This window comes from Pseudomonas sp. GW821-FHT02A08 (genome assembly GCF_059422045.1).
In genome coordinates this window covers 38,473-52,525 of the sequence record NZ_JBWKWD010000033.1, presented here as the reverse complement: position 1 = coordinate 52,525, position 14,053 = coordinate 38,473, and the positions used below count along the sequence as shown (strand labels likewise).

Genomic DNA, 14,053 nt, shown 5'->3' with positions numbered 1-14,053 from the left:
ACACCGCAGATCCCCTGTGGGAGCGGGCTTGCCCGCGAAGAGGCCAGCACATCCAACTTCTCCACTGACTGGCACGCCACTGCACACAAAATCCGTGTACACCGCAGATCCCCTGTGGGAGCGGGCTTGCCCGCGAAGAGGCCAGCACATCCAACTTCTCCACTGACTGGCACGCCGCCTTCGCGAGCAAGCTCGCTCCCACAGAGATCTACGCCACCCCACATAAATCTGGCACCCACAACCAACCACATGGCATGCGCGCAAACATGTCGCCGCGTACCCCGGGCGTAGTATCGAAGCCGACCTCAGGGCACAACCCGCATCCGCGTGCCCTGCAAGACAAAGCTCAAACCCCTCCATTTCTCACTAAAACAATAAATCGGCCTTCGGGTCGCGGGAGATTTCTGTGCTCAAGAAAAGTGCGCTGGGCTGGCCAAAGATTGCCGGTCTCGGAATTGCGTTGGTGGTAGCCGGGCAGTTTTCCGGCTGGAACTTCGGGCTGGCGGCCGGTGGCTGGTTGAACATGTTGATCGCCACATTGCTGATGGCCCTGCTCTGTGGTGGCCTGGCGTTATGCGTGGCGGAGTTGTCCACCGCGCTGCCCAGCGCTGGCGGGGTATTCGTCTATGCGCAAAGCGCCTTCGGGCCGTTCGTGGGTTATCTGGTCGGCGTCGCCTGTGCCTTGGCGCTGACCATTGGCACCGGTGCAGCCGCGACCTTTATCTGCGCCTACACCGAATCGATATTCGGCCTCGGTGGCTGGCCGGTGAAGATCGCCCTGTTCGCGGTGATCATCGGCATCCACATGCGCGGTGTCGGTGAGGCGATGGGCCTGACGTTCATTGCCGGCGTGATCGCCGTGGTCGCCCTGCTCACGTTTGGCGTGGCCATGGCGCCCCAGGTCGAACTGGCCAACTTGCTGACATTGCCGGCCAACGTCGCAACACCGGTGAGCCTCGGCGGCATCTTCGCCTGCGTGCCTTTCGCGATCTGGCTGTTCATCACTGTCGAGCAAACCGGCTCGGCAGCTGAGGAGGCGCACAACCCCGGCCGTACCATGCCCCGGGGCATTCTGGCGGCGATAGGCACCCTGTTGGTGACTGCGCTGGTGGTGCTGGTGTGCGCACCGGGTGCCGGTAGTGTCGAGCTGGTGGGTTCGGCGGGCGACCCGCTGTACGCAGCGATGTCCAGCAACAGCGCCTTCGGTGAGGGTTCGTGGCTGGCCAAGGTGATTGGTTGCGGCGCAGTGTTCGGCTTGATCGCGACTTTATTTTCCTTGGTCTACGCCGCTTCCCGTCAACTGTTCGCCATGGCCCGGGACGGCTTGTTCCCGCAATGGCTGGGCAAGACCGGCAAACACGGCACGCCCTGGCCGGCGCTGCTGCTGATCGCTGCGATCGGCCTGCCGCTGTCCGAAGTGGACCCGGCCACGGTGATGCTCGCGGTCGTGCTGCTGCTCAACACTTGCTACCTGTTCATCTTCGGCGCCTACCTGCACATCAAACACAACCAACCGGACCTGCCACGGCCCTTCACCCTGGTCGGCGGCAAACTGGTTGCCTGGCTGGGCCTGGCCTTGACGCTGGTGGTGATCGCTGCCTGCTTCCAGCTCGACATGCTGATGCTGATCGCCCTCGCCGTGACCTTCACCCTGTGCATTTTCAACTACCTGCTGCGCAACCGCCGCACCACCGACATCGAGGTTCCAGACCATGCCTGAAGACACCCTGCTGCAACGCCGCCATCGCGTGCTCGGCAGCGCCTCGCCACTGTTCTACGACAAACCCTTGCACCTGGTGCGTGGCGAAGGCGTCTGGCTGTTCGACGTCGATGGCCGCCGCTACCTCGACGTCTACAACAACGTGCCCTGCGTCGGTCACTGCAACCCCCACGTGACCGAGGCCATGCACTGCCAGGCCACCACGCTGAACATCCACACCCGCTACCTGGATGAACAGGTGGTGCGCTACGCCGAGCGCCTGACCGCGACCTTCGCCGAGCCGCTGGACACCGCGATGTTCACCTGCACCGGCAGCGAGGCCAATGAACTGGCGCTGCGCCTGGCGCGGTTTGCCAGCGGCGGCACCGGCATCATCGTCAGCGACTACAACTACCACGGCAACTCGGCGTCGCTGGCCGAAGTCACCACCGCCCTGCCCTCACCGGAACCCTTTGCCGCACACGCCCGCGCCGTGCCGATTCCGTGTCTGTACCGGGCGCCGGCCGGCACCACCGAGGCGCAACTGGCCGAGCAATACGCGGCCAACATCGCGGCGGCGATTGCCTCGATGCAGGCCCAGGGCATTCGCCCCGCCGCATTGCTGATCGACACCCTGTTCGCCAACGAAGGCCTGCCACGGGTGCCGGCCAGCTTCGTCAACAAGGCGGCGGCGCTGATCCGCGCTGCGGGCGGTTTGTTCATCGCTGACGAAGTGCAATCCGGGTTCGGTCGTACCGGCGATCACCTGTGGGGCCATCAGGCACACAGCGTGGTGCCGGACATCGTTACCCTTGGCAAACCCATGGGTAACGGCTATCCCCTGGCCGGGTTGATCACCCACAAGGCGCTGGTCGAATCCTTCGGACGCCACGCCATGTACTTCAACACTTTCGGCGGCTCGCCGGTCGCGGCAGCAGTGGGCATGGCGGTGCTGGACGTGATCGAGCAACAGCAACTGCTGAAAAACGCGCAAAACGTCGGCGCTTACGTGCAACAACGCCTGCAAGCGCTGGCCGCGAGGCACTCGATCATCGGCGACGTGCGCGGCAAGGGCCTGTTCTTCGCCATGGAGCTGGTGCGCGACCACGCCAGCAAGGAGCCGGCAGGTCTGGAGGCGCGCAAGGTGGTCAACGACATGCGCGAGAACGGCGTGCTGATCAGCAAGATCGGCGCCGGCGACAACATTCTCAAGCTGCGCCCGCCGCTGGTATTCAGCCGTGATCACGCTGACTTGTTCGTCGACACCCTGGACCACGCCCTGAGCGCGATTTGAGGCCCTGCCATGACTGAATTCCACACCCTGCCACACGACCAGCAAGTGACCCGCCTGCACGAACTGGCGCGCCATGCCCTGCAACAGTGGGACGGCGAGTTCGCCGACATTGAACTGGTGAAGTTTCGCGAGAACGCGGTGTTCTCCGCCCACCGCCACGATGGTCAGCGGGTCGCCTTGCGCATCCACCGCAATGGCTATCACGGCGAAGCCGCGCTGCGTTCAGAGCTGCAATGGATGGAGGCACTGGCCGGCGCCGGCATCACCGTGCCGCAAATCATCCGTGCGCAGAATCAAAGCCACCTGGTCGAAGTCACCCATCAGGCCATCGGCGAGCCGCGCCACATCGACATGCTCGCCTGGCTGCCGGGCGCCACCGCCGGCACCTCGGAGAACGGGGTACAGGCCGATACCGAAATCGATTTTCTGTTCCGTGAGGCCGGCGCGATTGCCGCGCGCATTCACTTGCATTCGGCGCACTGGCAACAGCCGGACGAGTTTGTCCGCCATGCCTGGGATGAAGAAGGCTTGATCGGCGCCAATCCGTTCTGGGGGCGTTTCTGGGAGCTTGAGCAGCTCAGCGATGAGCAACGGGATCTGTTGCAACAGGCCCGGCGTACGGCGCGCAAGGACTTGCGTGAGTATGGTCGACACCTGGGCAACTTCGGCATGATCCACGCGGACCTGGTGCCCGAGAACCTGCTGATCGAAGGCCCGCGTTTGCGCCTGATCGACTTCGACGATGCCGGGTTCGGCTGGCACATGTTCGAGTTGGCCACGGCCTTGTACTTCTGCCTGGATGACCCGCGTCATGAGCAGATCAAGGCGGCATTGCTCGACGGCTACAACGCGGTCAAGCCGCTGACCGAAGGGGATCGCAAGACCCTGGCGCTGTTCCTGATGCTGCGCGGCACCACGTACCTGGGCTGGATTCACACCCGCCAGGGCACGCCGACAGCGATTGAAATGGCACCGATGTTGATTGAGCGGGCTTGTTTGTTGGCTCGGGAATATTTGCAGGTCTGATACACCGCTATCGCTCCCACGGTGGATTTTCAGCGAACCCAGAGCTTGTGTTCGACGACGATCCACTGTGGGAGCGGGCTTGCCCGCGAAGAGGCCATCACATCCAACATCTCCACTGACTGACACGCCGCCTTCGCGAGCAAGCCCGCTCCCACAATTGGATCTCTGCTGCACACAAAATCCGTGTACGCCGCAGATCCCCTGTGGGAGCGAGCTTGCTCGCGATTGAACGATAACGCGGTCTATCAGCAATGCGCCCCGGCATGCTCAACGCGATGAAACAGCCGGTTGAAGTACACCAGGCTGTCGCGCGGCTCGCGCACGCCCACCTTCGTCAGTTCCACGAACATCACCGAATGCGAGCCCACTTCCTTGCACTCGCTGATCCGCCCCTCAAGCTGCACCAGGGCATCGCGCAGCACCGGCACGTCGGCCGCGCCATCGTCCCACAGGTCCCAGGCGAAGCGTTCGTCCATCGGCACCTTGGTCATGCCGGCGAAATGACGGGCCAATTCTTCCTGCTCGCCACACAGCACGTTGATGCACAGATGGCCGTTGGTGCGGAACACGTCGTGGGTGGCGCTGTTGCGGTTGACGCACACCAGCACGGTGGGCGGCGAGTCGGTGACCGAGCACACGGCGCTGGCGGTGATGCCGCAACGTCCGCCGGGGCCGTTGGTGGTGATGATGTTCACCGCGGCAGGCAACTGCGCCATGGCGTTGCGAAAGTCGATTTGCTGCTGGCTCAGGTCGGCCATGTCGATGCCCCTTCCTTCAGGAGGACCGCTATCTGGCGGCCCGTAGGTGATGGAACAAGACTAAGGCTGCGGGCGCGCCGCAACCATTCTCGCGATCCCCATGGCGGGGTTGGGTTTCCGCTAGTCGACTAGGTGGTTTCTTTATCGCAAGGGCCGGCCACAGTGGGTATTCTGCATACTGGTTCCAGAAAGATGAGCCAATGCGTGCCGCACGTTCCCGTGCGAAAACAATAATTAGAAGACTTTCGTGGCAGCCCCGATGGAAATCCGTAAACCGATTGTTTATATCGTTGACGACGACAAGGACCTGCGAACCTCACTGGCCTGGTTGCTGGAGTCGGTGAGCGTGCAGGCGCAATGCTTTGCCGGCGCCGAAGAGTTCCTCAGCCAATACGACCCCAAGCAGCCCGCCTGCCTGGTGCTCGACGTGCGCATGCCGGAGACCAGCGGTTTCCAGTTGCAGGAAATCCTCAACCAGCGCGGCAGCACCCTGCCGACCATTTTCGTCTCGGCCCATGGCGACATTCCGATGTCGGTCACGGCGATGAAGAACGGCGCGCTGGATTTCGTCGAGAAGCCCTACAACCCGCAGCAGATGATCGACCGCATCCAGGCCGCGCTGAAGACCGCCGTGCACGCCCAGGCCGATCAGCAGCAGCGTCAGAACCTGCAAGGCAAACTGGCACTGCTGACCAGCCGAGAGCGGGAAGTGTTGATGCTGGTGATCGATGGCAAGGCCAGCAAGGTGATTGCCCGGGAGCTGAACATCAGCGTGAAGACCGTTGATGTGCACCGCACCAAGATCAAGGAAAAGATGGGCGTGAGCAGCATAGCCATGCTGGTGCGCGAGGTGCTGCATTTACCGGTGGATGAGCCGGCGCGGCACTGACATTCCGTACTCGCCGTCAGGCCGCCATCGCGAGCAAGCTCGCTCCCACAGGTTGATCCCGGCCGTACACAGATCTTGTGTTCACCGCAGATCTACTGTGGGAGCGAGCTTGCTCGCGATGAGGCCGGCACATCCGAAATTGAAGGCGACTGACACGACGCCTTCGCGAGCAAGCCCGCTCCCACAGGTTCTTCAGTGCACACAGCATTTGTGTACGAAGCAGATACTGTGGGAGCGGGCTTGCCCGCGATGAGGCCAGCAAACACACCATCAATGGTGGGTGTCAGATCTGGCTATACCGCTTGCGATATGCCCCTGGAGACACACCAAAGCGCGATTTGAACGCCGACGAGAAGTAGCTTGAATCCGAGAACCCCCACGCATAACACAGCGCCGAAAGCTTCTGCTCGACATCGGCGCGGCGCAGGTTTTCGGCGCAGAAGTCCAGGCGGCGGTGCTTGATGTATTGCGCCACCACCAGGCCGCGCTTGGAGAACATCCGGTACAGGCCACGCACGGAAATCCCCACTTCACGGGCAATCAGCTCGGGGCACAGTTCTTCGTCGCTCAGGTGCGCATCGATGAAGGCGATGATCTTGCGAAATTGCCGCTCATGGGCATCTGCACCGCAGTCGCGAGCGCTGATGCCCGGCAGCAACAGGCTGGCCAGGGCATCGAGTACGGCCTCGCTTTCCTGCATGTCCAGCCCTTCCTGCTGGCGGGTGTCGAGCACCAGCTTGTTGGCCATCGCCGCCAGGGGGCTGCTGGCCGCGATGCGCGTGGCGCAGTTGACGGCATTGAAGTGCGAACCCCGCTCGACCACCTGGCGCGGCAAAATCAGCGACAACTGTCGGCAATCGTCGTTGTAGATCATGTCGCTCGGACGGCTGGCGTCGATCAGGGCGATGTCGCCACAGCCCAGTTGCGCGCGGTTGTCGCCCTGCTCCAGTTGCGAGCTGCCACGCATCTGGAACACCGCGTAATAGTGGCCGTCGCTGCTGGTGCTGACGTCCTTGCTGGTGCGGTACAAATGCACGTGCGCCATGTCGACCACACTGAGGTTGATCGCACCGCTGCGAAATTCCGCCAGTTCGCCGTAGAAATCAGTGTCCAGCGCCCGGGCATCGAAACGCCCACAGGCCTGGTTCACCTGGCTCAACCAACTTTCGAACGCCTCGTTGCGCACCGTCGATGCTGTAATCATGTCCGCAAAGCCTCACGTTTTTGTTGTTATTTTTCGACCGCTTCATCGAGCGGTTCGTCAAAACGGTTGTTTCTGTAGCCATCTCCTCCCTCGACGGCCGCCGGGCGCCCATTCAACAGGCTCCAGCCCAAGCTTTCCAGTGAACTTTCGGTTTAAAGGTCCAGTACCAGACGAGCGGAAAGCGCCCGTGATACACAGGCGCAAATCTGCTTGTTGGACGCCTTTTCCTTGTTCGACAGACAGTTGTCGCGGTGCTCCGGCAAGCCGTCCAGCACCTCGACGATGCAGGTACCGCAGATGCCTTCGCGGCACTCGGTGTCGATGTCGCAACCGTGGGCCTGCAGCACATCCACCAGACTGGTGTTGGCCGGCACTTGCAGCACCACGCCGGAACTGGCCAGTTCCACTTCGAACGTGCCCGCCGGCGCGCTGTTGGCGGCCGGGTCTGCGGCGAAGTGTTCCAGGTGAATGGCATCGTCCGAGCGACTGCGGGACGCCACTTCCACCACTTTGTTCATGAAAGGTGCCGGGCCGCAGGTGTAGACGTGGGCGCAGCTGTCGGCACGCTCCAGGCATTCACTCAACGCGGCGTCGAGATCGGTGGGCTCCACGCCGTAATGAAATTCCACGTGATCGGAAAAATTCATCGCCAACAGCTCGGTAAACGCCGCGTACTGCGCCGAGCGGGCGAAATAATGCAGGCGATACGGCTGGCCGCTTTCCGCCAATTTGTAGGCCATGCTCAGCAGCGGCGTGACGCCGATTCCGGCGGCGAACAGCACGTGTTCACTGGCCGTTTCGTCGAGACGGAACAGGTTGCGCGGCGCACCCATTTCCAGCTCCATGCCCTCTTCCACTTGCTCGTGCAGCGCCAGCGAACCACCGCGTGACTGCGCTTCTTTCTTTACCGCCACCAGATACGCACGGCGATCCTGTGGCGGGCTGCACAGTGAATACTGGCGGGTCACGCCGGTCGGCCCGGTCAGGTCGACGTGGGCACCCGGTTCATAGGTGTCGAGCGGCTGGCCGTCACTGCGCACGAGGCGAAAGGAACGGATATCCAGCGCTTCGTCAACGATCCTTTCGATCTTCACCTTCATCATTGCATCACCTGAAAACATTTATTTCGGTTAAAGAACACGACCTGTAGCAGCTGCCGAGCCCGCGAGGCTGCGTTCGGCTGCGAAGCAGTCGTCATACAGTACTGGCGAGGACTACGTCCTCGAACGCAGCCTCGCGGGCTCGGCAGCTGCTACAGGCTCTGCGCTTCAGCGCATGAACAAGCCGCCGTTGATGTCCCAGCACGCGCCCGTTACGGAGGCGGCGTTATCGGCGATCAGCAGCAACACACTGTCGGAGATGTACGAAGGGTCGCCGAGGGTGCCGGCCGGGATCATTTTCAGGATCTGTTCCAGACGCTCAGGCGCCACGGTTTCGCGCACCACCGGCAAGTCCAGCGGACCTGGCGAGATGCTGTTGACCGTCACGCCCTGGGGTGCCAGTTCACGGGCGAAGACCTTGGTTAGCGTCGCCACGCCGCCCTTGGCCGCCGCGTAATGCGCGCCGGTGGCGGTGCCGCCGTTCTGTCCGGCCAGGGACGCGATGTTGACGATGCGTCCGAAGCCGCGCTCGGCGAAGTGCGCGCCGAACACCTGGCAGGCCACAAAAGTGCCGCGCAGGTTGATCGCCATTGACTCGTCGAATTCTTCCGGCGTGATGTCCATCAGCGCCGCGACTTTCGACACACCGGCGTTATTCACCAGAATGTCAGTCCCGCCCCACTGCTCAGTGAGCAAGTCGCGAGCACGCTGGAAGTCGGCCTTGCTGCGCACATCCAGTTCGATGGCCATGGCGCTGACGCCACTGCCGTCGAGTTCCAAAGCCAACTGTTGCACGCCCTCGAGGCGCACATCCGCCAGACCGACGCGATAACCCGCCGCATGCAGACGGCGGGCGATGCACTCGCCCAGTCCACGCGAGGCACCCGTTACAAGGGCTACTCGACTCATGATGTAGCCCTCACAGAAGGAAGCCGAGCGCGCTCAGGCTATCGGTGGAGTTGATCAGCCGCACCACTTTGCGCTCCAACGCAGGCACGCCATCGGTGAACCGGATGCGGTGGTTCAGGTCGGCCACGAACGGCGTGTGCACACCGCGCTTGTAGGCGTACAGCAGCTGCGCCGAATTGACTTCGACGATGTTGCCCGCCGCTTCCACCAGGCGGAAGCGCGAGATCGTGCGGATGGTTTTCGCTGCGTCCACCGCCGACGGCGAGTAGCCGGAGGTCAGGCGTTCGATGCGCAGGTCACGCATGCGCGCATCGTCGTAGGCGTAGTTGAGGGTCGCTTCGAAGTCTTCGGTGTCCGGGTCGATCGGCACGATATACTTGCCGCTTTCGCTCCACAGGGTCGCCCACTCGGCGTAATTCTTGTGGTCGAGCAGTTCGGCTTCGCGCCAGATGAATTCGATGGCCTGGGCCAACGGGCCGGAAAAGCCGTTCAGGGTGTCGTGATTGCTCATTGGCTCATCATCCTTTTCCACATGTCGTAGGCACCGCGCATGCCGCCTTCGTCGGTCGCGTGGCTGACCTTGTCGCCGTTTTCAGCGGTGATTTCGCGGTTCAGGCCGCGGTTGACCAGGATTGGCGCATTGACGCCGGCATACGAGCCGCGCTGCACGCGGTCCCAGGCCTCGGCATCGTCGGGGCTGCCGAAACCGAACGGGCCCTGGAAGTGTTCGTGGATACGCATGCGTTCGCGGTTGGCGATTTCCGGGCCGCCGTCCATGCCGAGGGCAACGTGGCGGATCTCGGTTTCGGTGACCGACACCGGGCGCAGCACACGCAAGAACGACATCGACATCGCCACGTTGGGGAACAGGTTCAGGTTGAAACCGGCGCCGTGCAGCGAGCGCACGATGCGACGGACCTGATCGGCCGGCATGGTTTTCGACAGTTCTTCAGTCACATGGGCGAAGCGCTCCTGCAACTGCTCGGTGCCGTCGTCGTGATCGAGATCGACGTGCTCTGGCACCATGACCATCACGCTGTGGCCGTTGCCCAGGGAGTGGGTGACGGCTTGCTCGTCGGTCATGAACGAGAGCATTTCCGAGGTTTCTTCATCCACCGACGACATGAACGACTTGTGCACGATCGGGAAGTGGTAACCGTCGGTGGTGTTTTCCAGCTGGATCTTCCAGTTGCCCTTGAAGCTGAACTTGTGTTCGCCCTGGGTCTTGATCGGGTAGCCGGCGCCCTGCTTCATGAACAGATCCATCCAGTGTTTGGCCCCGCCGAGGAAGTCTTCCAGCGGTTCGATCTCGTCGTTGTAGCTGGCGAACACCATGCCGGCGTAGCTCTCGACGCGCAGGCTGGTCAGCGGCAATTCGGATTTCTCCAGGATGCCTTCGTAGCCGTCCGGATACGGCAGCGCACGCAGCTTGCCGTCCAGGCCGTAGGACCAGCTGTGGTACGGGCAAGTGAAGCCGGTGGCGTTGCCCTTGTGCTTCTCGCACACGGTGGCGCCACGATGGCGGCAACGGTTTTCCAGCACGTTGATGTTGTTCTTCTTGTCGCGCACGACGATCACCGGGCGACGGCCGATGGTAGCGGTCTTGAAGTCGCCTGAGTTGCGCACTTCGCTTTCGTGGGCAACCCACACCCAGGTGCGGTAGAAAATCTTGTCCAGCTCGGCTTCGAACAGCGCCGGGTCGTTGTACAGCGAGACGTCGACGCGGTCATGCCGGACCAGGTCTTCGGGGCTTTTCGACGTTGCGATCAGCCGGTATTCATGAGTGCTCATGCGGTTCTCCTCATGGCTTTTTTTTATGATTTGTTTTTAGCGCCGGCGCGTTCACCGGCCATGCTCTGTTGCAGCTGCGCACCAAAGGCGCAGACCAGTTCGTCCTGACCTTTACGACCGACGATTTGCAGGCCGACCTTCAGCCCGCCGCAGTCGAGCTCCACCGGCACCGTCAACGCCGGATGGCCGCTGAGGTTGAAAGGCCGAACCAGTGGGGTCATGCCGGCCACGGCCTTGCTGCCGGCGCGAGCTTCGCTGAGGGTCGGCGGCAGGGTCGGCAGCGTCGGCAGCAGCAGCACCGCAAAGTCTTGCAGCGCCGCGTCCACTTGTTGGGTGAACGCGGTGCGCACGGCCTCGGCCTGGGCCAGCTCTTGGCGAGTGGTGCGGCTGGCCGCCAGCAAGCGTGTTTCCACATCGATGCCGATCAGGCTTTTGCCGGTCAGGTGGCCGAAGGCCGCCCAGTTTTCGAAATTGATTACGGTCAGGCCGGCGGCGAACGCCGCTTCGAACTCGCTCAGGTGCAGGTTGCCGCGACGCCATCCGGCGCGGTCCGCGGCGGCACCCAGGCTGGCTTGCAGGTGCGAATCGCAGGCCACCTCGAGAAAGCCGACCCTGGCGCCATCACCTGGCAGGCCTTGAGCGGTGAAGCCCGGGCAGATCACCTGCATCGCGGCGATCAGGTCGTCCATGCTTTTGGCGAACGGCCCGACGCAATCGAGGCTGGATTCCAGCGGATGGGCGCCGACACGGCTGACGCGACCATAAGTCGGCTTGAGCCCGGCTATGCCGCAGCACGCTGCCGGCACCCGCACTGAACCACCGGTGTCGGTGCCGATGGCGATGTCCGCCAGGCCAGCCGCGACCGCCGAAGCCGAACCGCTGGACGAGCCGCCAGGAACACGGTCGGGCGCTTGCGGATTGATCGGTGTGCCGGTCCAGTCGTTGATGCCGGTCACGCCGAACGCCAGCTCATGCAGGTTGGTCTTGCCGACGATCTGCCAGCCGGCGTCGAGGATCGCATCGACCACTTCGGCGTTTTTCATCGCCGCCGGTGCATCGGCGAAGGCACGGCTGCCCGAGCGGGTCGGATGCCCGGCGATGTCGATGGAGTCCTTGATGGCGACGCGCTTGCCGTTGCCACCGAGGAGGAATTCGCTGATGAAAGTACTCATGTGCCCGCTCCCAAAGTGAAGAGCTCCGAGTTGAACAGCCGTTGCGTGCGCAAATGCGCAATCAGCCAGGTGCCGTCGACGCAGCGGAAATCGATGTTCAGGCGCGTGCCGAACAGCTCGCTGCGCCCATCGTCGTAGGTGGAAATCTGCTGCATGATCCACTGCCCCTGCGCCGTGCTGCCGTCGACGCTGATCGACTCGCTGGTGAGGTAATGCAGGTTCAGTCGGAAGTGGTCCGAAGGCGGCAGGTAACCACCGACAAATGCGGCCACGGCCTCGCGTCCACGGTGTTGGCCGAAGGTCTGCGCGGTCTGGCTGCCAATGCCTTCCCAGATCGCATCCTCGGTGAACAACCGGGCCAGATCGCTGACGTGGGTGACAGCCCTCGGCACATCGCACAGGTCCATGTAGCGCGCCATCAAGCGGCGCACTTCACTCTCCCCTTCGAGCGTCGCCAGACGCTGCAGCAAGGCCTCGTTCATGGCTTACACCCTGGCCGCGTCAGGGATGGTCAGAGGGCGACCGATGCGCGCCTCGACCTTGGCGTAGCGCCACAGGCTGTACTCGCCCACCGGCGTGGTGCGAAACAGGTTGCAGGCGTCGATCACCGACTGGTGGCAGTCGACGTCGGCCATGATGTACACGGTCCAGGGCGAGGTGGTGGACGGGCCGACCATCAGGCGGTCGTCGTCCATGGCACCGAGCACGGTGATGCCGGGCATGGCGCCAAGGGAGCCCATCATCTGGCTGAAGCCTTTCCACACGCTCAGGCCTTCGCCGGTGGGCAGGTCGAAAAAGTTCTGGGTGATGCCGATGCAGAAGACAACGCGCAATGGCTCTTGGGTGGTTTGCGACATGGGTGCGACTCCTTGAAAAAAGTAATGGGGATTCAGATGTAGCCCGGGAACGGCGGAACGCCGAGGAACACCGAGCCGGCGCCGTCGTACAGGCCTTCGCTGAGGAAGGCGTGCTGGGTCACCACCATCGAGTCGCGCAGGTAGCGTTGCAGCGGATGGCGCAGGTAAATGGCGGTGGTGCCGGCCAGGCTGTAGGCGCTCTGCACGACCTCGGCACCAGCCTGGGATACATGAATCGCCGACAGGCGCAACAGACTGGTCTGCTCCGGGGTGACCGGGTTGCCCGCCAGGATCGAGTTCCACACCTGCTCAGTGGCGTTGTAGAAGAAACCGCGGGCGGCGCTGAGCTTGGCTTCAGCCTTGGCGATCTCGATGCGCACGTAGGCGCGGTCGGACAATTTCGGCGCGCCGGTGATGCCGCTGCCGCCAGCCATGCGGCTGATTTCGTCCAGCGCTGCACGGGCCAGGCCGAGGTTGACCACTGCCAGCACTTGCGCGGCGTAGGCGATCGACGGGTAGCGGAACAGTGGTTCGTCGATGGTCGCGGCACCGCCACGGATGAACGTCCAGCGCTCGTCAACGCGTTTATCGCTCACCCGCAGGTCATGGCTGCCGGTGCCCTTGAGGCCGACCACTTCCCAGTTCTCGACGATGTCTACCTGCTGCGGGCGAAATACAGCGGTGCGCGGCTTGCCGCCAGCGGCGCCAATGCCAACGCCCAACAAGTCTGCGCCTTTGCAGCCGCTGGCGAATTTCCAGGTGCCGTTGACCTGATAGCCACCTTCCACGGTCTCGGCCGGTTGCAAGGGGAACAGACCTCCAGCGAATACCAGGTCCGGGCTTTCGGCGTAGAGTTGCGCCAGGGTTTCCCGCGGCAAGGCGGCCAGGTAGACACCGGCGCTGCCGAAGCTGGCCACCCAGCCCGCCGAGCCGTCGGCTTCGGAGATGCGCTCGATCATTTGCAGGAACAGCGACGGTGCCAGGGCGTCACCACCGAAGCATTTCGGCGTGGCGGCGCGGTAGATGCCCACCTGCTTGAAGCGCTCGATCATGTCCCGAGGCACGTGGGAGCCGGCGTCGAATTCTTCGCGACGTTGGCGGACTTCATCCAGCACTTGCTGGAATAGCTGACTCTCGACCATTGGCACGACCGGGGCGGACACAGGGTCTTGTTGCGCGACAGCTGAACGCAGCATGGGCTAGTTCTCCGTTTTGATTATTGTTAGTGAGGCTGAACCGGTACCTGTAGGAGCGAGCCTGCTCGCGAAAAACGTCCGGACAACGCGGTCATTCAGACGGGACGCGTTATCGTTGACGTCCATCGCGAGCAGGCTCGCTCCTACAAAGAGCGCGG

The 14,053-nt window shown here is 62.9% G+C and carries 14 protein-coding genes; 4 read left to right on the top strand and 10 right to left on the bottom strand.

Annotated features, from left to right (window positions below):
• The first annotated feature begins 406 nt into the window (after nucleotides 1–406).
• From AC07W4_RS21280 to AC07W4_RS21270, 3 genes are read left to right on the top strand one after another with little or no spacing between them, the layout of a single operon-like run.
• On the top strand, nucleotides 407–1,720 hold the full coding sequence (locus AC07W4_RS21280) for an amino acid permease (RefSeq protein WP_495033862.1): 1,314 nt from the start codon (nucleotides 407–409) through the stop codon (nucleotides 1,718–1,720).
• Complete coding sequence (locus tag AC07W4_RS21275; protein WP_495033861.1) at nucleotides 1,713–2,993, top strand: aspartate aminotransferase family protein; 1,281 nt, start codon at nucleotides 1,713–1,715, stop codon at nucleotides 2,991–2,993. Before AC07W4_RS21280 ends, AC07W4_RS21275 begins: the two co-directional genes overlap by 8 nt.
• 9 nt (nucleotides 2,994–3,002) lie before the next feature.
• Nucleotides 3,003–4,019 (top strand): phosphotransferase enzyme family protein, encoded by a 1,017-nt coding sequence (locus tag AC07W4_RS21270; RefSeq protein WP_495033860.1) that lies wholly within the window; start codon nucleotides 3,003–3,005, stop codon nucleotides 4,017–4,019.
• Nucleotides 4,020–4,264: 245 nt separating this feature from the next.
• Here AC07W4_RS21270 and hpaC read toward each other — a convergent pair whose 3' ends face one another.
• Entirely contained in the window at nucleotides 4,265–4,777 is a 513-nt protein-coding gene (gene hpaC / locus AC07W4_RS21265; protein WP_095057684.1) for a 4-hydroxyphenylacetate 3-monooxygenase, reductase component, read from the bottom strand.
• A 259-nt stretch (nucleotides 4,778–5,036) separates the two neighbouring features.
• Between hpaC and AC07W4_RS21260 the strand changes: the two genes are divergently transcribed.
• Nucleotides 5,037–5,666: a response regulator transcription factor gene (locus AC07W4_RS21260; RefSeq protein WP_008046301.1), complete on the top strand. Its 630-nt coding sequence runs from the start codon at nucleotides 5,037–5,039 to the stop codon at nucleotides 5,664–5,666.
• A gap of 283 nt (nucleotides 5,667–5,949) precedes the next feature.
• Here AC07W4_RS21260 and feaR read toward each other — a convergent pair whose 3' ends face one another.
• The 9 genes from feaR to AC07W4_RS21215 form a co-directional block, all read right to left on the bottom strand.
• Nucleotides 5,950–6,870, bottom strand: coding sequence for a transcriptional regulator FeaR (feaR, locus tag AC07W4_RS21255; protein WP_008050526.1), 921 nt, complete (start codon nucleotides 6,868–6,870; stop codon nucleotides 5,950–5,952).
• Nucleotides 6,871–7,022: 152 nt separating this feature from the next.
• Entirely contained in the window at nucleotides 7,023–7,973 is a 951-nt protein-coding gene (locus AC07W4_RS21250) for a PDR/VanB family oxidoreductase (RefSeq protein WP_495033859.1), read from the bottom strand.
• Between the two features lie 165 nt (nucleotides 7,974–8,138).
• Nucleotides 8,139–8,879, bottom strand: a complete 741-nt coding sequence (locus AC07W4_RS21245) for an SDR family NAD(P)-dependent oxidoreductase (RefSeq protein ID WP_495033858.1) — start codon at nucleotides 8,877–8,879, stop codon at nucleotides 8,139–8,141.
• A 10-nt stretch (nucleotides 8,880–8,889) separates the two neighbouring features.
• Nucleotides 8,890–9,390, bottom strand: a complete 501-nt coding sequence (locus AC07W4_RS21240) for an aromatic-ring-hydroxylating dioxygenase subunit beta (RefSeq protein WP_495033857.1) — start codon at nucleotides 9,388–9,390, stop codon at nucleotides 8,890–8,892.
• A complete protein-coding gene (locus AC07W4_RS21235; RefSeq protein WP_495033856.1) occupies nucleotides 9,387–10,670 on the bottom strand; it encodes an aromatic ring-hydroxylating oxygenase subunit alpha in 1,284 nt (427 codons plus the stop codon). The genes AC07W4_RS21240 and AC07W4_RS21235 overlap by 4 nt, the downstream gene beginning before the upstream one ends.
• Before the next feature lie 23 nt (nucleotides 10,671–10,693).
• A complete protein-coding gene (locus AC07W4_RS21230; RefSeq protein ID WP_495033855.1) occupies nucleotides 10,694–11,842 on the bottom strand; it encodes an amidase in 1,149 nt (382 codons plus the stop codon).
• Complete coding sequence (locus tag AC07W4_RS21225; RefSeq protein WP_495033854.1) at nucleotides 11,839–12,324, bottom strand: nuclear transport factor 2 family protein; 486 nt, start codon at nucleotides 12,322–12,324, stop codon at nucleotides 11,839–11,841. Before AC07W4_RS21225 ends, AC07W4_RS21230 begins: the two co-directional genes overlap by 4 nt.
• 3 nt (nucleotides 12,325–12,327) lie before the next feature.
• Nucleotides 12,328–12,699 carry a hypothetical protein gene (locus AC07W4_RS21220; protein WP_413705119.1) on the bottom strand — a complete coding sequence of 124 codons (372 nt, stop codon included), beginning with the start codon at nucleotides 12,697–12,699 and terminating at the stop codon, nucleotides 12,328–12,330.
• Between the two features lie 32 nt (nucleotides 12,700–12,731).
• Nucleotides 12,732–13,895 carry an acyl-CoA dehydrogenase family protein gene (locus tag AC07W4_RS21215; protein WP_495033853.1) on the bottom strand — a complete coding sequence of 388 codons (1,164 nt, stop codon included), beginning with the start codon at nucleotides 13,893–13,895 and terminating at the stop codon, nucleotides 12,732–12,734.
• Nucleotides 13,896–14,053 lie beyond the last annotated feature (158 nt).